Below are 22728 nucleotides of genomic sequence, written 5' to 3' on the forward strand. Positions count from 1 at the left end.
GTCAGACCGGGACCATGCCCATGAACAGCAACAGGTTCGGCGATCCCGTGCCCGGGTTCGTGATCACGCCGGGGGTGGCGTTGGCCCGCAGCGCCTCGGCCACCGCGATCGCCGAGTCACCAGGGAACCTGTGCCGCCACAACGCCGCCACGCCCGCCGCGTGCGCGGACGCCGTGGACCCGCTGATGGTCGAGTACGCGGTGTCCGACGTGCCCCACGCCGACGTGATGTTCACGCCGGGCGCCCACACGTCGATGCACGGCCCGTAGTTGGAGAAGCTCGCCTTCGCGTCGTTGATGTCCGTCGCGCCCACCGTCGTGGCCAGCGGAGTGCTGCCGGGGGAGTAGTTGCACGCGTTGGCGTTCGAGCTCCCCGACACCACCGAGTAGTGCACGTTCGCGTTGATCGACGCGGTGATGGCGTTGTTGAACGGCTGGTTCAGCGCGCCGCCCAACGTCATCAGCGCGACGGCCTTCCGACCACTGGCCGCCGCGTCGTTGGTCGCCCAGTCGATGCCCGCGATGATCTGCGAGTACGTGCCGGAGCCCTGGCAGTTGAGCACCCGCACGGACACCAGCGTCACGTCCTTCGCCACGCCGGTGGTCTGGCCGCCGACCGTGGCGGCCATGTGCGTGCCGTGCCCGTTGCAGTCGTTGCCGGGCGGGGTGACGCCGCCGACGGTGTCCAGGCCGGGCACGGCCCGACCCTCGAACTCCTGGTGCGTGTACCGGATGCCGGTGCCGAAGATGTACGCCCGCACGGCCGACGCGGTGTTCGGGTGGAAGTACTTGTGGTCCAGCGGCAGGGAGCGCTGGTCGATCCGGTCCAGGCCCCACGACGGCGGGTCCGGCTGCACGCCGAGGGCCTGCGCGCTGACGTCCGGCGGGGCGACCTCCCGAGCGGTGACGTCCTGGCTGATGACGTCCTGGGCGGCCAGCCGGACCCGCACGTCCTGGGCGACGTAGGCGACGCGCGGGTCGGCGGCGAGCCTTCTGGCCTCCACCGGGTTCGCCCTCATCGCGAACCCGGCCAACGCCGTCCGGTAGGTGAACGTGACGCCGGGCGCGGCGGTCATGGCGGCCAGGTCGTCGTGCCGCTTCAGCACCACGATGTAGCTGCCCGCCACGGCGTGCGGGTGATCGCTGTAGAGCACCGCACCGATCGGGGCGGCGTGCGCGGGCGCGGCGGCGACGCCGGCCAACAGCGCGCTCGCCACCGCCAGATGTCTGATCTTCACAGCTCCTCCACCATGCAGGGGTCAGTCGGGGAACGTGCCGATGTGCCTTTGAACCACAGCACGGCGGTGCGGGCGACGACAGGTCCGATCAGAGTTCAACATCAGTCGCTCGGGCGTTAACTTTCAGTCGATAAGGTGACCTTGACTGCATTCGGTGGTCACCATTGGGCTGAACGGGTGAACGCGTGCGGTCCGGGCTAACACCGGATCGGGGGACGTCGACAGCAAGGCACCGACGCGCGCACTCAGGGGGTTCGGCGGTCATGGTCAAGAAGAAGAACGGTTTGCAGACTTCGCTGAGGAAGTTCGTGCGCACGAAGGGCGCCGACTACCTGCGCGACCCGAACGTCTCGTCGATCGGCATCGGCTACAAGGTCGCGGACGGCAAGGCGACGAACGAGATCGCCATCCAGTTCACCGTCCGGCAGAAGGCCGCGCCCGAGGCGTTGGGCGCGCTCGGCACGGCGCTGCTGCCGGAGGCGATCGAGGTCGACGGCGTCCAGGTGCCGACCGACGTGCTCGAACGCGACTACCGCGTCGACTTCCACGTCGTGCAGGAGACGACCGGCGACGTGCGCAAGACGCGGATCGACCCGGTGGTGCCGGGTGTCAGCGTCGGGCACGTGCGAGTGTCCGCGGGAACCCTCGGCTGCATCGTCTACGACAAGGTCGACGCCACCCCGTACGCCCTGAGCAACTGGCACGTCCTGCACGGGCCGCAGGGCGCCCTCGGCGAGGACGTGGTGCAGCCCGGCGTGCACGACGACAACCGCACCGAGCGCAACAGGCTGGGCCGGCTCGTCCGGTCGCACCTCGGCGCGGCGGGCGACTGCGCCATCGCCACCGTCGAGGGCCGCGGGTTCGAGGCGGCGATCCTGGACCTGGGCGTGCCGGTGGACGAGCTGGGCGAGCCGGAGCTGGGCGACAAGGTGGTGAAGAGCGGCCGGACGACCGGCGTGACGCACGGCGTGGTCCGGCGCGTGGACACCCTCGTCAAGATCGACTACGGCCCCGGTGTCGGCCAGCGGCAGATCGGCTGCTTCGAGATCGGCCCGGACCCGGCGAGGCCCGCCCCCGACGGCGAGATCAGCATGGGCGGCGACTCCGGCGCCGCGTGGATGTTCAAGGCGTCCAACGGCAAGACCGGCAAGACGATGGCTGGCTTGCACTTCGCGGGCGAGGCGGGTGGCAGCACGGACGAGCACGCGCTGGCGTGCCTGCCCGCGTCCGTGTTCGAGAAGCTCGGCATCACGCTCAAGCCGCCGAAGAAGCCCGAGGTGGCGCCGGTCGGGTTCGACGGGAACTTCCTCGGCGTGCCGGCGGGCGTGCCGGAGCTGGGCGAGGCGACCCGGGCCGACGCGGTCGAGCTGAACGGCTCGACGGTGATCGACTACACGCACTTCTCGCTGGCCCAGAGCAAGTCGCGGCGGTTCGCGTTCTGGGTGGCGTGGAACATCGACGGCGGCGGGCTCCGGTCCATCAACCGCAGCGGCATCCCGTTCGTGCTGGACGAGCGGTTCCCGGCCGAGTTCCAGGTCGGCGACGAGCTGTACCGCGGCAACCGGCTCGACCGCGGGCACGTGGCGCGGCGCGCGGACCTGCTGTGGGGGACGCAGGCGGCGGCCGAGAAGGCCAACCGGGACTCGTTCTTCTTCACCAACATCACGCCCCAGATGGACGACTTCAACCAGAGCGCGCGGCGCGGGCTGTGGGGCCGGCTGGAGGACGCCGTGCTGTCCGATGTGGACGTCGACGACCTGCGCGTCAGCGTCTACGGCGGTCCGGTCTTCCGCTCCGACGACCGCGTGTTCCGGGGCGTCGCGTTGCCGCGCGAGTACTGGAAGGTGATCGCGTTCGTCTCCGGCGGGGCGCTCACGGCACGGGCGTTCCTGCTGACGCAGAACCTGAACCAGCTGGAATCGCTGGAACTGGACGAGTTCCGGGTGTTCCAGGTGCGGTTGGGCGAGGTCGAGGAGCGGTGCGGCTTCACGTTCCCGACGGCGTTGGCGGCGGCGGACACCCTGGTCGTGCCGGAGTCGTCCGAGGAGCGGGCGCCGCTGGAGGCGTTGACCGACATCCAGTGGTGAGGGGCTTCAGCGGGGACCGCGGTTGAGCCGCACGATCCAGAACGCCGCCACGCCGATCAGCAGGACCCCGAGGCCGGGGTAGAGGTACAGGTTCTGGCCGTCCTCGGGGAAGTGCGCGTAGCTCGGGTTCCGGGCCTTGTAGCGGATCTCCACCCGGTCGCCTCGCTCCGGCTTCCGGGCGGAGGGGTGGAGGTCCTCGGTGACCTGCTCGCCGGCGACGGTGGTGAACCGCACCGTGGACCGCCACTCGGCGCCGTCGACCCCCGACACCCTGACCACCTCGGCTTGCGCGCGGGCCAGGTTGTTGTCGTCGATCACCAGGTAGCCGCCGAACGCGATGAAGCACACGCCGAAGACGATGAACATCACTGCCCTGAACACAACAGCCCCCTGCTGTCGAGCGACGACACCCCAATCTATCGGACCAGCGGGTTGTCCTTGGTGGCAACCGAATGGTGGACGCGGACGCCGTCCGGCCGTCACCCGCGGGCGGCGCCGGTCCTCCAGTAACCGCTGAACATCACCGACCGGCGGTCCATCCCGAGTTCCTTCACCAGGTGCCGCCGCACGCCGGTGGCCAACGCCGACTCGCCGCAGACCCACGCGTAGTCCGGCACGGGAGAGGGCATCCCGGCCACCGCCCGCACCATGGGGGAGCCGGGTTGGTCGTCGCCCCGGTAGAGCCAGGTGACGGGGGCGTCGATCTCCACCCGGTGCTCCGCGGTCGGCACCTCGACGAAGATCCGGGCGTCCGCCGGTACACCCGACTCCACGATCGCGCACAACGCCGGCAGCGCGGTCTCGTCGGCCGCCAGCAGGACCTTGCCGCCCGCAGGCGCGCGGTAGCCCGAGTTGCCCGCGCGGAAACCCACCTCCCGGCCGACCTCCGCGCCGGTCGCCCAGCGGGTGCCGGGGCCGGCATCGCCGTGCAGCACGAAGTCCACGTCGATCTCGCCGACCTCCGGCCGGTGCGCCCGCACCGTGTACCAGCGCAGGTCCGGCTGCTCGTCGGCCGGCAGCGCCCGGATCGCCGTGCGGACGTTGACCCGGTCCGGGCTGGGCATCGTCAACGCCCGGCCCGGCCGCGGCATCAGCAACCCGAAGCACTCGTCCGGCCCGGTGACCCGGTAGTCGCCGAACCCGTCCGCCCGGAACGTCACCCGCCGCACGTGCGGCGCGACGTCCGTCACCGCGGACACCGTCATGACGAACTGGTCGAACACGTCGCGCGGGTTGCCGGTTGCCGTCACCAGGCCCACGGCCTTCGTGAGCACCTTCAGCTGCAACTGGTCCAACGCCGAGTACCGGGGCATGTAGGTAAGGCTAGCCTAAGCTCCTCGGTCAGCCCAGGGCCGCGGAGACGATCGGGGCCAGCCGGTCGGCGATCTTGCGGTGGCCCTGGTCGTTCGGGTGGACGTTGTCGGTGGTGTCGGTCGACTCCACGATCCAGCCGGTGGTGTCCACGAACCGGATCTTCGGGTCGTTCACCGCCTGCACGGCCGCCTGCGTCTCCGGGATGTACCGCTTGCGGAACGTCTGCATGGCCAGCACGGTCGCGGTCGGGTACTTCTCCCTCGCCCGACGCAGCAGGGTCACGTACGCGCTCTGGAACTGCGCCCCGGTGACGCTGTGCCCGACGTCGTTCGTGCCCAGGTTGATCACCACGACGTCCGCCCGGTACCGGGAGAAGTCCCAGTTCGTCGCGTCCGCCTGGAGTCCCGTGCGGAGGAACCGGTCGCTCATCCCGATGCACCCGTCCGCCGCCGACACCAGGCACGCGCCGCCGACCGCGATCTGCGTGTGGCCCGTGCCGAGCCGTTCGCCGACGAGCCACCCGTACGCGGTCAGCGCCTGCTTGGACGACTGCTGCCCCACGGTGATCGAGTCGCCGACGAACTCCACGACCCGCGACGGCACGGCGGGCGCGAACGTGGTCGCGCCGGCGTCCAGCTCGACGCCCTGGAACACCGCGTCACCCCGGTAGGACCCGGCGATCGGCCGGTACGACACGCGCAGGGTGTGGTTGCCGCTCGCCAGCGGGGTCGGCGTGAGGTCCACCGTGCCGCTGCGGTTGACGTACGACACGTCCGGGCCGCCGTCGATGCTGACGTAGAAGTCGATCGCGTTGCGCTGCCGCAGCTTGACGGTGCGACCGGTGAAGCCGACCACCACGTACGCGCCCGCCCACTCGGACACGTACGCGGCCGGGTTGCCGTAGTTCCAGCGGCCGAAGTACCGGATGTTCGGATCGGTCGGCACCCCGACGGCGGCCGAGCCGAGGCGCACGAGCTGCCACTGCTGGTTGGTCGCGCCGGTGTCGTCGTACTGGGAGATCCGCGCGCCGTCGGCGGTCGAGCGCTCCCAGACGTCCAACGCCTTGCCGCTGTTGCGGTTGACGAACCGGACGTGCCCGCCGTCCGAGTCGGCGAGCCGGAACTGCTGGTTCGCGGTGTTCTTGTCGGTCCACTGCACGACGTTCGCGCCGTTGGCGGTGGAGGAGGCCGCGATGTCCACGACCTTCCCGCTCAGGCGCGACTTCAGCCGGTAGTAGCCGCCGCCGGAGTCCACGAACTGCCACTGCTGGCCGGCGGAGTCGGTCCGCGTTCCCTGGGTGACGGCGGCACCGTCCGATGTGGACCCGACCTGGACCGCCTTGCCGCTGTGCCGGGAGACCAGCACGTAGGTGGCGGTGGTGTCGACGGTCGCCGCAGCGGCCGGCGGGGCGGCGAGCACGGTGCCCGCGACGAGCGCGAGTCCGGTCAGCGTGGCAGTGAGCTTCACACCCGGCACGCTCCTGCGGCCGTCGGTCGCCGTCAACGGCCGCATCTCGTTTGGGCGCTTATTCGACAGTCACACTCTTCGCGAGGTTGCGCGGCCGGTCGACGTCCCGACCCAGGGCGTGGGCCAGGTGGTAGGCGAACAGCTGCAACGGCACCGACAGCGCGATCGGGGCCAATGAGTCGTGCGCCTTGGGCACGCGGATGACGTCCGTGGCCAGACCGGCGGGCAGCTCGGCGTCGGTGACCGCGATGACCGGTCCGCCGCGTGCCTTGATCTCTTCGATGGTGGCGGTGTTCTTGGCCAGCAGCTCGTCGTCCGGCACCAGCACCACGGTCGGCATCTCCGGATCGATCAGCGCCAACGGCCCGTGCTTCAGCTCGGACGCCTGGTAAGCCTCGGCGTGCACGTAGGAGATCTCCTTGAGCTTCTGCGCGCCCTCCCGCGCCGCCGGCCACCCGCGCACCCGGCCGACGAAGAACATGTGCTCGGCCCTCGCGTACTTGCGGGCGACCGCCTCGATCTCTTGTTCACCAGCGAGGATCTGCGCGATCTGGTGCGGCAGTCGGGCGAGGCCGGTGACCAGCCGTCGGCCCTCGGTGATGGACAGGTCGCGCACCCGACCCAGGTCCAGGGCCAGCATGGCCAAGGCGACGGCCATCGTGGTGAACGACTTCGTCGCCGCCACCGACACCTCCGGTCCGGCGTGCAGGAAGATGCCGTGGCCGCACTCCCGGGCGATCGTGCTGCCGACCGCGTTGACCACGCCGATGACGTGACCGCCCTTGCGCTTCAGCTCCTGCACGGCGGCGAGCGTGTCCAGCGTTTCACCTGACTGGCTGATGGCGACGTACAACGTGTCCGGGTCGACCACCGGGTTGCGGTAGCGGAACTCGGACGCGGGCTCGGCGTCGGCCGGGATGCGGGCCAGCTCCTCGATCAGCTGCGCGCCCAGTTGCCCGGCGTAGTAGGCGGAACCGCAACCGAGGAGCTTCACCCGGCGGATGCGCTGGTAGTCCTGCGGGGTGAGGCCGACGCCGTCCAGGCGGGCCGAGGAGAACCGGTGGTCCAGCCGTCCGCGCAGGCACCGGTCCACCGCTTCGGGCTGCTCGCGCATCTCCTTGTACATGAAGTCCGGGTGGTCGCCCAACTCGTACTCGGCGCTCGCGACGTCGATCGACGTGGGGGAACGGGTGGTGGCTCGGGCATCCATCGTGGACGTCCGGTAGCCGTCGGCGGTGACCGTGGCGATCTCGTCGTCGTCCAGGTAGATCACCTGCTGGGTGAAGCGGACCAACGCGGTGACGTCGGAGGCGACCAGCATCTCCTGCTCGCCGACGCCCAGCACGACCGGGCTGCCCCGCCGTGCGGCGACCAGCTCGCCGGGCCGGTCGGCGTCCATCACGATCACCCCGTACGTGCCCTCCACCTGCGCCAGCGCCTCGCGCACGGCATCTTCGAGGGTGGTCGCGGAGCTGCGGGCGACGAGGTGGGCGAGGACTTCGCTGTCGGTGTCGGAGGCCAGCGGGACGTTGTCGGCGACGAGTCGGGCGCGCAGCCGGTCGGAGTTCTCGAACACGCCGTTGTGCACGATCGCGATGCGTGAGGCGGCGTCCACGTGCGGGTGGGCGTTGCGGTCGCTCGGCTCGCCGTGGGTCGCCCACCGGGTGTGTGCGATGCCCGTTGCGCCCGCAGTGCCCTCGGGGACGGCTTTGCGCAGGTCGCCGACTCGCCCGGCGGTCTTGACGACCCGCAGTCCGCCGTCGACCGCGACCGCTACGCCCGCCGAGTCGTAGCCCCGGTACTCGAGCCGGTGCAGGCCTTCCAGCAGCAGTGGGACGGCGTCCCGCGGACCAACGTAACCGACGATTCCGCACATACCCGGTGATCTCCTTCAGCCGTAGACGATCCGGCGCAACCTGCGTTCGGACATGGGCGGCGCGGCGACCGGCCGCACGTCCAGTTCCTCCCGCAGCAGTGCCCAGATCCGAGCGTTGGACAACCCGTCCCGTCGCAGCTCGGCATGCCGGCGCAGCACGTACTCCTCCGCCGTCTCGACGAAGTAGCCCATCACGTCGGACACCACTCGCCGCGCGAGCGCGGGAGGCAGGCCGGTAGTTCTGACCACGTGCCGGAGCAGCTCGTCCGGCACCTCGTCTCCCACGGGCTCCAGCATGGTCACAGCCAAACACCCGGCCAAATTCCCTGCCCGGATTCGGGCACGGCGCCGGCGAGTCACACCGCCGTGTAATCCTGCCGCCATGACCGATGTCGTGCGCTGGCGGGATGAACATGGACTGACCGCGCTGCTCACCGCGTACCACTTGCGGACCGAGGAGGAGAAGGACGTGCCCGTGGCCGACGCGGAGGCGTTGCCCCAGCGCTACCGGGCCGAGATCGCGGACCCGCGCAGCGCGTTCGCCGACGACGTGGTGCTGCTGGCCCGCTCCGACGACGCGGCGGTGGGCTGCCTGGTCGTCACCGCGCCCGTCGACGGCGCCGCCGAGGTGAAGCGCCTGTGGACCGCCCCGGCCGCCCGCGGCCAAGGCGTCGCCACCGCGTTGATCACCGCGGCCCTCGACCACCTCGCGCGCACCGGCGTGACCACCGTCCGCCTGTCCGTGTGGAAGTGGCGCACAGGTGCGATCGCGCTGTACGAGCGGCTCGGCTTCACGGTCACCGGTTCGTGGGACGATCGCCCTGACCTGGTCTGCATGCATCGCGTCATGTGATCCGGAACAGCGTGCCGGCCGTCACCGGAGTGGTGTCGACGCCGGTGCCCGCCGACTTCCCCGACCGGTCCTGCCCGGGTGATCACCCGGCTGTGGTCCGGGCGGGCGGAGGCACGGGGACGGTTTTATCGTCGGACCGGGAGGTCGACGTGGCCGAGCGGGTCGAGGTGGGGCGCGGGGCGCGGCGCGCGGTCATCACGGTGATCATGCTCGGGATGCTGCTCGCGGCGCTGGACCAGACGATCGTGGCGACCGCGCTGCCCACGATCGTCAGCGACCTCGGCGGCGGTGGGCACCTGTCCTGGGTGGTCACGTCCTACCTGCTCGCCGAGACGATCATGACCGCGCTGATCGGCAAGTTCGGCGACCTGTTCGGGCGCAAGCGGGCGTTCCTGGTCAGCGTCGGGCTGTTCCTGGTCGGCTCCTTCCTGTGCGGCTGGGCCGACTCGATGACGTGGCTGATCCTGGCGCGTGCCGTGCAGGGGCTCGGCGCGGGCGGCCTCATGGTGACGTCCGCCGCCGTGATCGCGGACGTCGTGCCGCTGTCCGAGCGCGGCAAGTACCAGGGGGTCATCGGCGCGGTGTTCGGCGTCGCCACGGTCGTCGGCCCGCTGCTCGGCGGGCTGTTCGTCGACCACCTCAGCTGGCGCTGGGCGTTCTACGTCAACCTGCCGCTGGGCGTGGTGGTGCTGGCCGTGGGCGCGTTCGCCCTGCCGGGCCTGAGCGGCGTGGGCCGACCGAAGATCGACTACCTGGGCATCCTGCTCATCGCGCTGGCCGCGACCGGCCTCACGCTCGTCACCAGCTGGGGTGGCGTCGAGTACCCGTGGGCGTCGCCGACGATCGTCCTGATGGCGATCGGGTCGGTGCTCGCGCTCGGCCTGTTCGTGCTCGTCGAGACCCGGGCCGCCGAACCGATGCTGCCCATGCGCCTGTTCCGCAGCCGGGTGTTCACCGTGTGCACGGTGCTGAGCTTCGTCGTCGGGTTCGCCATGCTCGGCGGCGTCACGTTCCTGCCGACGTACCTGCAGTACGTGCACGGCGCGTCGGCGACCCAGTCCGGCCTGGAGATGCTGCCGCTCGTCATCGGCCTGCTCATCGCCTCGGTCACGACCGGCAACGTCATCAGCAAGACCGGCCGCTACCGGGTGTTCCCGCTGGTCGGCAGCCTGTTCATGGTCGGCGGGCTGCTCCTGCTGTCCCGGCTGACCCCCGAGACCTCGTTCTGGCAGGCGTCGACGTAAATGCTCGTGCTCGGCCTGGGCGTCGGCATGTGCATGCCGGTGGCGATGGTGGTCGTGCAGAGCACCACCAGCTACGAGGACCTGGGCGTGGCCACGTCCGGCGTGAGCTTCCTGCGCACGTTGGGCAGTTCGTTCGGGGTGGCGGTCTTCGGCACGGTGTACGCGGGCAACCTGCCCGGCAACCTCGCCGCCGCGATCCCGCCGGGCGTCGACCCGGCCGCCGCGTCCGACGTGCGGGCCCTCCACGCCCTGCCGGACCAGCTCAAAGCCCCCATCATCGCCGCCTACGCGGACACCCTGCAGGTGGTGTTCCTGGCCGCCGCGCCGGTCGCCGCGGTCGCGTTCCTGGTCGCCCTGTTCCTCAAGGAGGTGCCGCTGCGCGACACGGCCCGCGCCGCCGCCACCGAGGTCGGCGACAACTTCGCCGCGCCGCACAGCTCCGACTCCGAGCACGAGCTGGAGAAGCTGGTCGCCCTGATCTACAGCCGCGAACGCCGTGACCCGACGCCCGAGGTGCTGAGCGGGTCGGGCGTCCCGCTGACGCACGCGCAGGCGTGGCTGGTGGTGAAGGTGTTCCGGCAGAGCGTCGACCACGGCCACGCCACCCTCGAACGCCTCGCCGAGGCCACGAAGGTGCCCGCGGGCGTCTTCGAACCGGTGGCGCGCCAACTCCAGACCCGCGGCTACGTCACCGAGTCCGACGGCCGGTACCGCTTCACACCGCAGGGCACCGACGTGTTCACCGACCTCGTCGCCGCCTGGCGGCGTTGGCTGCTGGTCAAGCTCACCGACTGGAACTGCGACGACCTCGAGTTCACCGACGCCGTCGACCGCGTGGCCACCGAGCTGACGACCAGCGGCCGGGCCCTCGGCACCGGCCGGCACGCCGTCGTCTGACCGCATTTTGCGGAGAGCGCTCTTTCCGCTTGTGCGACAGTGACGGCCGGGAGTCACTGTTCTCTCAGGTCGGCGCTTGTCCCGACGCGGTCGCCGACGGGGGACGGTGGGACGGGGGATGGTCACATGGTCGTGGACCAAGGAGCGAACACCGCCCAACTGCGGCTGCAGGGTGAGATCGTCCTCTTGCTGGAGCGCTGCGAGAGTCTGCGTGCCGAACGCGGGCGCACCATGCTGGTAAGCCTCCTGTCCGACGTCCTCGGCGAGCCGGTGTCGTTGGAAGGCTCGGAGGTCCACCTCCAGTTCCTCGGTCTCGTTCGGTGGTGCTGTCGTCACGCCGGTGGGTTGCGCGCCCTGGTCGACTGCCTCAGGTTGCTGGACCCGCACGCGTCCGAGATCGCCGAGCTGGTCGACCTCGGCGATGAGTGGGCCGCGTGCCGGGCACTCCCGACGCGGGACTGGGACCGATTGGCGAAGGCGCTGCGATCCCTGCGGCTGTCCGACGACCCGTTCGAGGAGCGACGTCAACTGCGTCGCCTGGCCGACGTGGCCACCGATGGGCATTGCGACGACCTGCCCGCTCGCTGCCGTTCGGCATGGTCGCTGTTCCTCCACCTCGCCGACCACAACGCGGGCCCGGGATCCATGCCGCCCGCCATGGTGTTCGTGGACTGCCTCGCCGGACGGCTCGGGGACGGCGCCTTGGCGGACGAGCTGCGGCGCTGCAACTGGAGACTGGCCGAGAAGTTCGAAGTGACCGATCTCGTCGAACAGGCCCGATGGCGCGACGAGATCAAGACCGACGACGATGACCCGGGTGTGGTGCACCTCGTCTTCGAAGTCGACCCGGACCCGGTCGACCGGACGAAGGTGGTGCTCTCGCACTGGTTGAACTGGAAGGGATCCGGCTGGCACGGCCGTCGCCGTGGTGACGCCGCCATCGGACGGGAGGACTTGGAATCGGAGGTCGACCGGGTCCTCGCCGAACTGGAGGCCGAACTGGGCATCACCCCGGCTGCCGAGCGGGTGAGTGCCATCGTGGTCGAGTTCGCGCTGCCCTGGGAGATGATCAACACTGCGGTGGAGTTCTGGCCGAAGGCCTCTCCTTCCGACATGACCGTCCCGTTGGCGGTCGATCACCCCGTGCTCGTGCGGAGCCTTGAGCGGACGAGGGCTCAGCGGTACTGGCTGGTGTGGAAGCAGCGGTGGAGCGCGGTCTCGGGTGAGGCGGCACGCCCGTACTGGAGCCGGACCAACGGCGGTTGGGACCTCACCGGCATGGCGGTCGACCTGAACGACATGTCGATAGTGTCTCTAGTGCTCAGCGAACCCCCAGGCGATCGCCGCGGTCGAGCCTGGCACGAGGCCGCGATGGCGTTCAGAGCCGGCATCCCGATCATCATCTGGGATCGGGAGGACTGTTCAAGCAGTCACTTCCTCGAAGCCGTCACCCAGCTGTTCTCTGCCGGCGAGGTCCGCGGGTTGCCGGACCGATTGGCGCAGTTGCGCCGTGAGGCACTGCTTGCGAAAGATTCGGACGGACCCCACGCCGGGCGCAGTCTTGCAGTATTGTGGGACGACGCAGAGCGTCTACCGGTACCACTGACCTCCGGTTGGGGTTCGCAGGGAGGTATCTGAGCCATGCACCGCCGGCGTGCACTCGATACCGGATACGCATCGGTTTCCTATTCACTCGTCAGGTCCAATCGGGTGATCGCCCGAAACGGTGATGGAGTAACCGACTCCTCGGCGCTCATCCGATTATCGCGGCTCTTCGGAATCGATACACTTCGCCAATGCGCATCGCGGGTGCATGTGATGGTCGAGACCAAGGGGCGCGCCACCGATTCCGGTGCGCACTCGCGTAAATCGGTCCGTTGGTCCGCACCTCGCCACCACGCGCGTGTCGGGGGGAAGTGACGGTGTGCGCCGCCTCCGAGGCCGTCGACACGGGGACGACAGCAGGCCCGAACGCCCTCGGGTGGTGGACTGCGGACAGGGTGCGCGACGTGCTTGCGCCTCTCGCCGGCCAGTCGCACGACATAGTGGTGGCAGTCGATGAAGGCCCAGCGATGTCGATCTGGGTTTCGACCGTCGGCGAATTCACCCGCGCGCTCGCTCAATCGGGTGTCTTCGGGGAGGTCATCGTGTGTGGGCTCGGCCCGGACGACAGCGGTCGGGTGGCGCTGCGCGGCACCGACGGAGCCAGTCCGCCGGACTTGACCGGCTCCGGGCGACGGCTGCTGCTCGTCCTGACCGACGCCGTCGATCCGACCTGGAGGTTGGGCGGAGCGTGGGCGACCCTGCGCGAGTTGGGCGCCGCGCATTCTGTGGCCGTGGTCAGCCCGCTGTCGTGGTGGGCGGCCTGTCGCATCGGCTTGGACCTGCACCGCTTGCGCCTCAAAGCGTTCGAGCCGGGCGAGCCGAACCACTACCACGAGTGGGAACCGCAGGTCGACGTGCCCGGGTTGTACGACGACCTCGGCGACGTGGTGCCGGTCCCGTTCGTGGAACTGGCCCCGGCGGGCCTGCGCGAATGGGCCAACATCGTCGCGGCGGTGGGGTGGGCGAACCTGGGTGCGGCCCTCGTGCCCGCTCAACTGGGCACGAACACCGCAGTGGCCCCTTCCGGATCGGGTGACGCGTCGTCCGACGTTGCGGAAGTGGTCGCCGCGTACCGCACCACCGCGTCGAAAGCGGCGTTCGACCTGGCGGTCCACCTGGCCGTCGCACCGCTGGAGTTGCCGCTCCTCGTTCTCATCCTCGAACTTCTGCACCCGGACGCCGGACGTGCGGCTCTCTCTGAATTCCTGGCTAGCGCGTTGGTGGTGACCGTGCCCCACGGGGCAGGCGACGAGAACCGAGTCAAATTCAGTTTTGTCGCCGAAGGTGTTCGGGAGGAGTTGCTCGCACACGGTCGCCGCATCGACACCGAGCGGGTGCGCAAGGTGGTGCGCCAATACCTGGAGGAACATCGACCGGAGGCGGTCGGGTTCGATTCGGCGCTGGATGAGGAACGGGCTCCGGTCCCTTCGTCCACAGTCGCGTCAGCCGATGTGGTGGAAGCGGAGCGGGCGGTGTGGGGGGCCTGGTCCGGAGTCCACCTGCGCAATTCCAAGTGGACGGACCCCGAAGTCAGGTCGCGGTCGGTGGTCGGGAATGATGAGACGAACGGGGACTTCCGGATTGGTGAACGTGGCCGAACACGTGTTCGTGAGGACACGGTTGATCTCGAGCGAAATGCAGGAGGAGTAGAGGTGACTGCCGTCGAGCAGGAAGAAAGGAGAAAGGCCCTCGCATCGCCCGTCTTCGGCGGCGTACCGCCGAGGAACGTCAACTTCACCGGGCGGGCGGACCTCCTTCAAGAGCTCGAACGGCGACTCGTCCGGGGCGGGACCGCAGCCGTGCTGCCCGAAACCCTGCATGGGATGGGCGGTGTGGGCAAGTCGCACCTGGCCATCGAATACGCCTACCGCAACCGCGGGAACTTCGATTTGATCTGGTGGGTCCCGGCGGAGCGATCGGTCAAGATCGTGAACTCGTTGGTGGAACTGGGGCAACGCCTCGGCCTCGAAGGCGGCACCGAGTCCAACGTGGCGGTCCAACAGGTGCTCGATGCCCTCCGGAGTGGCAACCACCCCAAGGTGCCGGGCAACTGGCTGCTCATCTTCGACAACGCCGACAGCCCTGACGCCGTACAGCAGTACCTGCCCACCGGCGGTACGGGGCGAATCCTGGTCACCTCTCGCAATTCGCAGTGGCTGAGCGTCGCCCGCCCACTTGAGGTCAACGTCTTCCAACGGGCGGAGAGCGTGCAGTTGTTGCGCCGACGCGACCCTGAGCTCGGCGAGGAGGACGCCGGTCGACTGGCCGAGGCGTTGGGCGACCTGCCTCTCGCCGTCGCGCAGGCGGCGGCGTGGCGGGTGGAGACGGGTATGCCCGCCGCCGAGTACCTGGAACTACTGGCTGAAAAGCAACTGGAACTGCTCAACGTCACCACGACCCTCGACTACCCCGAGTCGGTGGCGGCGATGTGGGACCTGTCGCTCAACGAGCTCAAGCGCAAGAACCTGTCGGCGCTGAGGCTGCTCCAAGTGTGCGCTTTCCTGGCGCCGGAGCCGATCAACCGCACGATGTTCACGTACAGCCGCAACATCACCGGCGTGCCGAGCGAGCTGTCCCGGGTCCTGCGTGACCGCTTGCGGCTCAACGAGGCCATCCGCGACATCAACCGTTTCGCGTTGGTGCGCGTGGACCACCGCACGAACTCCATCGAGCTGCACCGGCTCGTCCAAGCCGTGCTCATCAGTCAGATGAGCGAGGACGATCGCGTGATCATGCGCAGCGCGGCGCACCTGATCCTGAGCGAGAACGACCCGGAGACACCGGAAGAACCGGACAACTGGCCGGTGTACGTGGACCTGAGCGCGCACCTGTCGGCCTCCGACGCCTACGAGAGTGATGCCGAGCCGGTCCGATCGCTGCTGTACAACCAGGTTCAATTCCTCTATCGGTGGGGCGAGCACAACCGCAGCGCCGAGTTGTCCGAGAAGATCTACCGGATCTGGTTGGAGCGGCTGGGCGAGGACCACCCGGAGACATTGCGGATGGGCCGCTGGTACGGCTTCATGCTCTGGGTGCAGGGCCGGTACGCCGAGGCGACTCCGCTGAACCTGGAACTGCTGGACCGGCACCGCCGCACCTTCGGCGAGGAACATGAGGAAACCATCCTGGCGATGGGCCAGGTCGCGGCGGACAAGCGGGCGGAAGGCGACTTCGTCGGTGCACTGGAGCTGTCGAAGCGAAGTTACGACATCTGCGTGCGCTACCTCGGAGACGAGGATCCGGTGACACATGGCGCGGCGCACAACCTCGGCGTGAACCTCCGCCTCGTCGGCGACTTCGCCTCCGCCGTCAAACTGGACGCCGACACCTGGGACCGCAGGGTTCAGATCTACGGCCAGGAGCACGAGGTGCCGCTCTTCACCCAGGTTGGCCTCACCCTCGACAAGCGGGAACTCGGCAACTACCGGGAAGCCTCCGCCGAGCACGAAGAGATCGTGCGCTCGTACGAACGGCTGAGCGAGGGGCGACCGCTCAACCCCACATGGCTCCGCGCCGTGCGTCACCTCGCAGTGATGCGCCGAAAGGCGGGTGACCACGATGGCGCGATGAGCGCGGCGGAGACGGCCTTCGAGGGCTTGCGGCGACGGTACGGCCTGGACCACGTCGAGACGCTCGCCGCTGCGCTGGCCCGGTCCATCGAGTTGAGGCACTTGGGTCGTCATGAGACAGCCGCGCAACTCGGGCAGGACACGCTGACGCGGTACGCCAGGACATTGGGGCCGGACCACCCTCATACGCTGTCGGCGGCTGTCAACGTGGCGATCCTGCGCCGCTTGAAGGGCGACTTCGAGGGCGCGCGCGAACTGGACCAGGCGACGCTGGGAAGCTTCCGCGCCCGCTTGGGTGAAGACCACCCCTCCACGTTGATCACCTGGATCAACCTGGCCAGTGACCTTCACGCGTTGGGAGATGTGCAAGGCGCCCACGACGCCGATGCCGAGATCTCGAGCCGTGCGACAGTGGTCTTGGGCGCCGATCACCCCACGACGCTCGCGTGCCAGGCGAATCTCGCTCAGGACCTGCGTTCGCTCGGGCGTGTCGACGAAGCGGACGCACTCCACCTGCGAGCGGTGAACCTCCTGCGCGACCGGCTCGGGAGCCAACACCCGGCGGTGGCGGAACTGGGTGATCCTCGCGTGCGGGCGAACTGCGACATCGACCCCATGCCGCTTTAGCCGTCCGCAGACAGCCACGAGGCGAGGCGCTCCACTTCGGGCGCCTCGCCGGTTGCGGCGATCTTGTTGCGCACGGCCCGAACCAGGTGTGGGCGTTCGAGCAACACCCGCGCAGCCGGGCCGGGTGACAGTTCGTGGAGCGTGAGCCCGAAACCGGACCACGTGCCGGGTCGGTTCGAGCCCTTGGCGAGTTCTGCCGAATACAGCGCGTGCGCCCGTTCGTGTTCTCCCGCCACGACGGCGAAATCCGCCGGGGTCAAGTCTGTCGCGATCTTGCGGGCGTCGCCTGCGACGTTTGCCTGCATCGCGTCGAAAACGGCCCGGTCGGAGAACAGGACGCGGGTGAGGATCGCCTTGGCGTCCAACCTGGGCGGTGTGGCGGCGGCCATCACGGGCGAGTCGGCCTTGAGGGGCGGTGCGGCCTCACCCCTGAGCCACCGCTCCGCGTGCTCGACGACATGTGCTCGCGCCGGGTGAAGGTGCGCGGCTCGCCACGCTGCGCGGTGGTCCGAGGCAGCCGTCTCGGCGGCCGTGAGCGGTTCGGCCGGTACGGAGGCGTCCGACAGCGCCGCAAGTCGTTCGGCCAGGCGAGTCGCGAACCTCTGTCCTATTCCGGTCAGTGCGGGGTGGCGGCGCAGCGCGTCGAGCGCTTCGGCGACCTGCGTCCGAACCAGGGCGAACTCGAAGTGCGCCAGGGTGGAGTCCGGTCCGCTCGAGTGCTCGCGTTGCCGCTCCCAGAACTCCGCGACCGCAAGGAAGGCGTGCACTCCTTGGTACAGGCCGGTGACAGGCCGCGGGTCGTCCCGCCAGGGTGCGTAGCAGTTGGCAGTCGGGTGCCCGGAGGTCAGGGGCGCCAGGTGGCTGATTGCGTTCAGCTTGCTGTGCTGGTACTCGTGCACCATCGTGACGGCCAACTGTGTGGCGTCGTGGGGTTCGGAGATGATCGCGGCGCCGTACCCGTCGCCGGCCGAGCCGCTGTGCTGTCGGAAGCGGTAGGTCGCAGGGCGTGGTGTGATCACCGAAAGTCCGGTGGAAAGTTCCCGTGCGCGGTGCGGGTGATCCCGCTCCAGGATCGCCCACGCGTCGGCGAAGACCTTGTTCCACCGCGTTGCCGAGGAGTCCGACAATGGGTCGGGGTGCTCGGGGATCGCCAATCCCCGGTACGGTCCGGTGTCGTCCAGGTGGATGCGAGGCGCATCCGAGCCCGCCTCGCCGTTCAGAATGCGAATCGGCTGCCATTCGATCGGGTGGGGCGCACCGCTTCCGGTTTTCACCGTGAACCCGGACGCATCCGAAACCAACGTTCCATGACCCCATTCGGTCACCTCGGGCACTCGTAGGGTGCCCAGGCCGGGAAGTACTGCGACGCCATCGCGCAACGGGATCACCATCGTGAAGCGCAATTTTGCGGACACGCCCGCTGCGGCGGCCAACAGATGCAGTTGACCGATGTGGAACCACACCGGCGCGGGGTCGGTGACCCTGTTCCGGAGGCGCCGCAGGACGTGACCCGACCACATCCCGACCTGCGGGCGCGACAGCACGGCGGCCACCGCTACCGGGTCGGCGCGCTCGGCGGAGGTCAGGAGTTCCCATGCCTCGTCCACCGACGGCAGTGGACTTCCCGGAGCGTGGTGTTCGCGTGCGTGGTGCAGCACCAACCGCAAAGCGAGCAGTCGTCGCGTCCGCTCGACGTGGTGCAGCAGTGCGGAAGCGTGGCCATCGGTTCGTTCGGACGCCAACGCGTCCAACTGGACCAGGGACATCCCGTGGTTGGACAGCGACATCCCGTGCGTGGAGTTCAGGCCTGCCACCTCGTGGTCGCTCCTCGTCATGGCTGCCGAGCCCGTCGTCAGGAGTCGTGGCCGCCAATGCTGCTGCTGGCGTCGTCGACCTGTCTGAGGAAACGGTCCGCGGACGCCTCGAGGATCGCGTCGTCGAATGCGTCCAACGCGTCGAGAGGAACGTTCGTCAAGTCGACCAGACCGGAGTCGATCCGAATTGCCGATTCATCCACTAGCGGGCCTCCCGGGTCGGCCACCGGGTACCGGTGCCCCGCGCGGCGGGATTCACCTTCGATGGCATGACCCAGTGTAATGTCGATGAAACGCAGCGGAAGTGGTGCGTATGGCGGTATTCGGGGCTACGGCCGGCAACTAAATGCCACGGTCACGTTGCGCCAACAGGGTGTCCAGTTCGGCCATTGCGGTGGCGCCGGCCGCGTAGAAGCGAATCCCTTCCACCAGTCCTTCGAGCCCACCGGGGTAGATAGCGCTCGTGCGGACGATGCTGACCGTGTCCGGTCGGTCCGCGCCGTGACGGGGGATGGAGGCCGCGAACGACAGGTCGCGCAGCACCAGGTCCCGTCCTTCGCGCGTGTCGAAGCCGGGGATGCGCAGCATGACCTCGACGATCGGCCCCAGTTCGGCCAGGGTCATGGCCGGTTGGCGGGTGGGGGAGGCGTGTCGGACGGTCCCGATCGGGTGGCCGTCCACCAGACGTACCCACACCCGGGCGTGCACCTCCTTCACGTTCGCGTCGACCTGCCGGTACGCGTCCGGGCGGGCGGCGGGCTGGTGGTGGATCACCGCCCGGTAGAACGGGTCCGAGGCGACGAGCACCAGCGTTGCTGTGGAGTCGCGCAGCGCCTGCTTGGCCTCGGTCGTGTCCAGGATGCGGTACGTGAAGATCATCTCCGCGCTGGTCTTGCCGCGCTCGTCGTAGTGCACTTCACCGGCGTGCACGGCCATCCGCAGGCGCAGCTGTGCCCCGGTGGAGTGCACGTGGTTGTGCTCGCGCAGCGCGGCCACCAGCCGTTCGGGCAGCCGGTCGACAAGGACGCCCTTCGGCGTGTCGGCGGGCAACAGGACCATGACGCTGTCGCCCACGTCGTCCACGGCCTTGTCGTCCCACGGCAGGTCGCAGTCGGCGAACGCGGTCATCAGGACCCCGTACAGGCCGTCGCGCACGGTGGTCCGATGCCGTGACGTCCTCGCGTGGCCCCCGTAGCCCTCCACGTCGAACACGACGAACGAACGGTGGTGCCCTGCCGACCCCATGAGACCTCCCCGAGCCTGTTGTAGCCCAGTACGGGGGTGCGTGGGGAGCGCCGCCACTCGAAATGACCAACGCGTTGCACGCCGGGGGCATCGGGGTACTGACTGTGGATGGACGGGTTCGGCTGGACGATCGTGCTGGTGGCGGTGTTGGTGCTGCTCAACGCGGTGTTCGCGGGGAGTGAGATGGCGTTGATCAGCCTGCGCGAGGGGCAGCTGCGGTCGCTGGAGCGTGACGACCGGCCCTCCGCGAGGACGCTGGTGCGGCTGGCGCGCGACCCGAACAGGTTCCTCGCCACCATCCAGATCGGCATCACGCTGGCCGGGTTCCTGGCCTCGGCCACGGCGGCGGTGTCGTTGTCCGCGCCGCTGGTGCCGGTGCTGTCGTTCCTCGGGAGCGCGGCGAACGCGGTGGCGATCGCGCTGGTCACGGTCGTGCTGACGTTCCTGACCCTGGTGTTCGGCGAGCTGGCGCCCAAGCGGCTGGCGATGCAGTACGCGCTGCGGTGGGCACTGCTCGTGGCACGGCCGCTGCACGCCCTGTCGACCGCGTCACGGCCGGCGGTCTGGGCGTTGAGCGCGTCGACGAACGTGGTGGTCCGGCTGTTCGGCGGCAAGCCGGAACCGGAGTCCGAGCAGATGTCCTCGGAGGAGCTGCGCGAGCTGGTCTCCGCCCAGCGCGGCCTCAACGCCGAGCAGCGCATGATCATGACCGGCGCGCTGGAGATCAGCGAACGCCGCCTGCGCGAGGTCCTGGTGCCGCGCCGCGCCGTGGTCACGCTGGACGCCGAGCTGGACGTGCCGTCGGCCCGCGTCGAGCTGGCCACGTCGGGCCACTCCCGAGCGCCCGTCGCGCGCGGCGGGCACCTGGACGACGTCGTGGGTGTCGTGCACCTGCGCGACCTGTTCCACGACGACGACCGGCTGGTCGACGTGGTCCGCCCGCCGTTGGTGTTCCCCGACTCGGTGCGGGTGTCCGACGCGCTGCGCCGGTTCAAGGCCGAGCACGAGCAGATCGGCCTGGTCGTGGACGAGCACGGCGCGGTCGACGGCATCATCACGCTCGAAGACCTGCTGGAGGAGATCGTCGGCGAGATCCTGGACGAGACCGACCGCGACGTGATGGCGGTGCGCAGCGGCGCGGACGGCTCGCTGGTGCTGCCGGGCACGTTTCCCATGCACGACCTGGACGACCTCGGCGTCGAACTGCCCGACGCGCCCCAGGGCGACTACGCCACCATCGCGGGCCTGGTGCTGGTGGTGCTCGGCCGCATCCCCGACGGTCCCGGCGACCAGGTCACCGTGTCCGGCTGGACCGTCGAGGTGCTGAAGGTCGAGCACCACGCCATCACCTCGGTGCGGCTGCGGAAGCGCTGACTACCGGCCCGCGCCGGCCACCCAGGCCTCCAGCCCGGCCACGTCGCCCGGCAGCGCCGACGACAGCACCCGGTTGCCCTCCGGCGTCACCACGACGTTCTCCTCCAGCCGCACGCCGATGCCCCGCAGCTCCGGCGGCACGGTCTCGTCGTTCGGGTGGAAGTACAGGCCCGGCTCCACGGCCAGCGCCATGCCGACCTCCAGCGTGCCGTCGTGGTACGCGGTGGAGCGGGAGTTGGCGCAGTCGTGCACGTCCAGGCCGAGGAAGTGGCCGACGCCGCACGTGATGTAGCGGCGGTGGTGCTGGCCGTCGGGGTCCAGCGACTCGTCGACCGACACCGGCAGCAGGCCCCAGTCGTGCAGGCCCTCGGCGAGCACCCGCATCGCCTCGTGGTGGAAGTCCCGGTACGCCGCGCCGGGCCGCACGGCCGCCAACGCCGCCACCGACGCCCGCTCGATCAGCTCGTGCACCCGCCGCTGCGCCGGGCTGTAGGCGCCCGAGATCGGCAACGTCCGGGTGATGTCGGCGGTGTAGAGGGTGTCCAGCTCCACGCCCGCATCCAGCAGCAGCACCGCGTCCTCGGGCACCGGGCCGTCGTTGCGCACCCAGTGCAGCACCGGCGCGTGCGGACCGGCGGCCACGATCGAGGCGTAGCCGGGCCCGTTGCCCGCAGTGCGGGCGCGGCGGTCGAACGTGCCCTGCAACCACCGTTCGCCACCGCCCTTGACCGCCGTGGGCAGCTCGGCGGCGACGTCGGCGAAACCGAGGATGGTGGCGTCCACCGCGGCCTGGAGCTGGCCGACCTCCCAGTCGTCCTTGATCCGGCGCAGCTCGGCCAGCACGGTCCGCAGCGAGGCGGTGTGGTCCGCGCCCGCCAACGCGTCCAGCAGCGGGTCGACGCCGGTGGTCGCGTGCACGGCGGGCAGCCTGCCGCGCAACGCCGACGGCAGCTCGTGCAGCGGGCGGCAGCGCACGCCCAGGGCCTCGGTCCACTCGGCGAGGCCGGGCACCGGGCCGATCCACAGCTCGCCGTCACGGGCGTTGGCGAAGAAGTCCGGCTCGTCCGGCCCGGCCGGCGGGCGCAGGAACAGGTCGGCGTCGTGACCGCCCGCCACCGGGTGCATCACCAGCACCGCGCCCTCGGCGGAACAGCCCGTCAACCAGGAGAAATCGCTGTCCGGGCGGAACCCGTGGTCGGTGTCGTTGGACCGCACCGGGGCCCAGCCGGCGGCCACGGCGATGCGCGCGCCGGGCAGTGCGGCGCTGAGCCGGGCGCGGTGCGCGGCGGCGGCCTCGGCGGCGCCGGGCGTGACCCGGGCGGCGCGGTCGGCCGGACCCCAGCCGTGCTGGACGAACTCGCGGAACCCGGAGGCGTCGACGAGCTTGCTCGGGTCGCGGCGGGCGGGTTTGGTCACCGTGGGCAGCCTTTCGGGTCGGGGCCGTGGTCCGCCCGACCGCGATCGGCGGCCGGGCGTCGACCACGATGCTCTCACCGGCCCCCGGATCGCCCAACCGGGT

General features: G+C 69.9%; 15 protein-coding genes and 1 pseudogene. 6 read left to right on the plus strand and 10 right to left on the minus strand.

What is annotated here, in order from left to right:
* Position 1: 1 nt before the first annotated feature.
* The gene (locus OQ02_RS17280) at positions 2 to 1237 is read right to left on the minus strand and encodes a S8 family peptidase (RefSeq protein ID WP_051772442.1); all 1236 of its coding nucleotides are present in this window, start codon (positions 1235 to 1237) and stop codon (positions 2 to 4) included.
* A 263-nt stretch (positions 1238 to 1500) separates the two neighbouring features.
* Here OQ02_RS17280 and OQ02_RS17285 point away from each other — a divergent pair, with 263 nt between their 5' ends.
* Positions 1501 to 3324 carry a DNA/RNA non-specific endonuclease gene (locus tag OQ02_RS17285; RefSeq protein WP_033439497.1) on the plus strand — a complete coding sequence of 608 codons (1824 nt, stop codon included), beginning with the start codon at positions 1501 to 1503 and terminating at the stop codon, positions 3322 to 3324.
* A 6-nt stretch (positions 3325 to 3330) separates the two neighbouring features.
* On the opposite strand, the gene OQ02_RS17290 is transcribed toward OQ02_RS17285, so the two are convergent.
* The 5 genes from OQ02_RS17290 to OQ02_RS17310 form a co-directional block, all read right to left on the minus strand.
* Positions 3331 to 3705 (minus strand): DUF3592 domain-containing protein, encoded by a 375-nt coding sequence (locus OQ02_RS17290; RefSeq protein WP_156077109.1) that lies wholly within the window; start codon positions 3703 to 3705, stop codon positions 3331 to 3333.
* A gap of 98 nt (positions 3706 to 3803) precedes the next feature.
* On the minus strand, positions 3804 to 4637 hold the full coding sequence (locus tag OQ02_RS17295) for a siderophore-interacting protein (protein ID WP_051772443.1): 834 nt from the start codon (positions 4635 to 4637) through the stop codon (positions 3804 to 3806).
* Positions 4638 to 4665: 28 nt separating this feature from the next.
* Complete coding sequence (locus tag OQ02_RS42455) at positions 4666 to 6105, minus strand: RICIN domain-containing protein (protein ID WP_231500079.1); 1440 nt, start codon at positions 6103 to 6105, stop codon at positions 4666 to 4668.
* 58 nt (positions 6106 to 6163) lie between these two features.
* Positions 6164 to 7981: a glutamine--fructose-6-phosphate transaminase (isomerizing) gene (glmS, locus tag OQ02_RS17305; RefSeq protein ID WP_033439499.1), complete on the minus strand. Its 1818-nt coding sequence runs from the start codon at positions 7979 to 7981 to the stop codon at positions 6164 to 6166.
* A gap of 15 nt (positions 7982 to 7996) precedes the next feature.
* Positions 7997 to 8278 carry a hypothetical protein gene (locus OQ02_RS17310; protein WP_033439604.1) on the minus strand — a complete coding sequence of 94 codons (282 nt, stop codon included), beginning with the start codon at positions 8276 to 8278 and terminating at the stop codon, positions 7997 to 7999.
* A gap of 85 nt (positions 8279 to 8363) precedes the next feature.
* Here OQ02_RS17310 and OQ02_RS17315 point away from each other — a divergent pair, with 85 nt between their 5' ends.
* From OQ02_RS17315 to fxsT, 4 genes and pseudogenes are all read left to right on the plus strand, one after another.
* Positions 8364 to 8834 (plus strand): GNAT family N-acetyltransferase, encoded by a 471-nt coding sequence (locus tag OQ02_RS17315; RefSeq protein WP_033439500.1) that lies wholly within the window; start codon positions 8364 to 8366, stop codon positions 8832 to 8834.
* Positions 8835 to 9040: 206 nt separating this feature from the next.
* Positions 9041 to 10975, plus strand: a pseudogene (locus OQ02_RS47150) (DHA2 family efflux MFS transporter permease subunit).
* 126 nt (positions 10976 to 11101) lie between these two features.
* Positions 11102 to 12613, plus strand: a complete 1512-nt coding sequence (locus OQ02_RS17325; RefSeq protein ID WP_033439501.1) for a VMAP-C domain-containing protein — start codon at positions 11102 to 11104, stop codon at positions 12611 to 12613.
* Between the two features lie 371 nt (positions 12614 to 12984).
* On the plus strand, positions 12985 to 16776 hold the full coding sequence (gene fxsT / locus OQ02_RS17330; RefSeq protein WP_197043377.1) for an FxSxx-COOH system tetratricopeptide repeat protein: 3792 nt from the start codon (positions 12985 to 12987) through the stop codon (positions 16774 to 16776).
* On the opposite strand, the gene OQ02_RS17335 is transcribed toward fxsT, so the two are convergent.
* The 3 genes from OQ02_RS17335 to OQ02_RS41020 form a co-directional block, all read right to left on the minus strand.
* Entirely contained in the window at positions 16773 to 18383 is a 1611-nt protein-coding gene (locus OQ02_RS17335; protein WP_231500082.1) for an HEXXH motif domain-containing protein, read from the minus strand. The two genes, fxsT and OQ02_RS17335, sit on opposite strands and share 4 nt — an antisense overlap.
* A 245-nt stretch (positions 18384 to 18628) precedes the next feature.
* Positions 18629 to 18793, minus strand: coding sequence for a hypothetical protein (locus OQ02_RS43830; protein ID WP_156077112.1), 165 nt, complete (start codon positions 18791 to 18793; stop codon positions 18629 to 18631).
* Positions 18794 to 18932: 139 nt separating this feature from the next.
* A complete protein-coding gene (locus OQ02_RS41020) occupies positions 18933 to 19835 on the minus strand; it encodes an effector-associated domain 2-containing protein (RefSeq protein WP_051772445.1) in 903 nt (300 codons plus the stop codon).
* Positions 19836 to 19943: 108 nt separating this feature from the next.
* Here OQ02_RS41020 and OQ02_RS17345 point away from each other — a divergent pair, with 108 nt between their 5' ends.
* Positions 19944 to 21209 carry a hemolysin family protein gene (locus OQ02_RS17345; RefSeq protein ID WP_033439503.1) on the plus strand — a complete coding sequence of 422 codons (1266 nt, stop codon included), beginning with the start codon at positions 19944 to 19946 and terminating at the stop codon, positions 21207 to 21209.
* Here OQ02_RS17345 and OQ02_RS17350 read toward each other — a convergent pair whose 3' ends face one another.
* On the minus strand, positions 21210 to 22625 hold the full coding sequence (locus OQ02_RS17350; protein WP_033439504.1) for an aminopeptidase P family protein: 1416 nt from the start codon (positions 22623 to 22625) through the stop codon (positions 21210 to 21212).
* Positions 22626 to 22728 lie beyond the last annotated feature (103 nt).

It is taken from the genome of Saccharothrix sp. NRRL B-16314 (assembly GCF_000716595.1).
Taxonomy (GTDB): Bacteria; Actinomycetota; Actinomycetes; order Mycobacteriales; family Pseudonocardiaceae; genus Actinosynnema.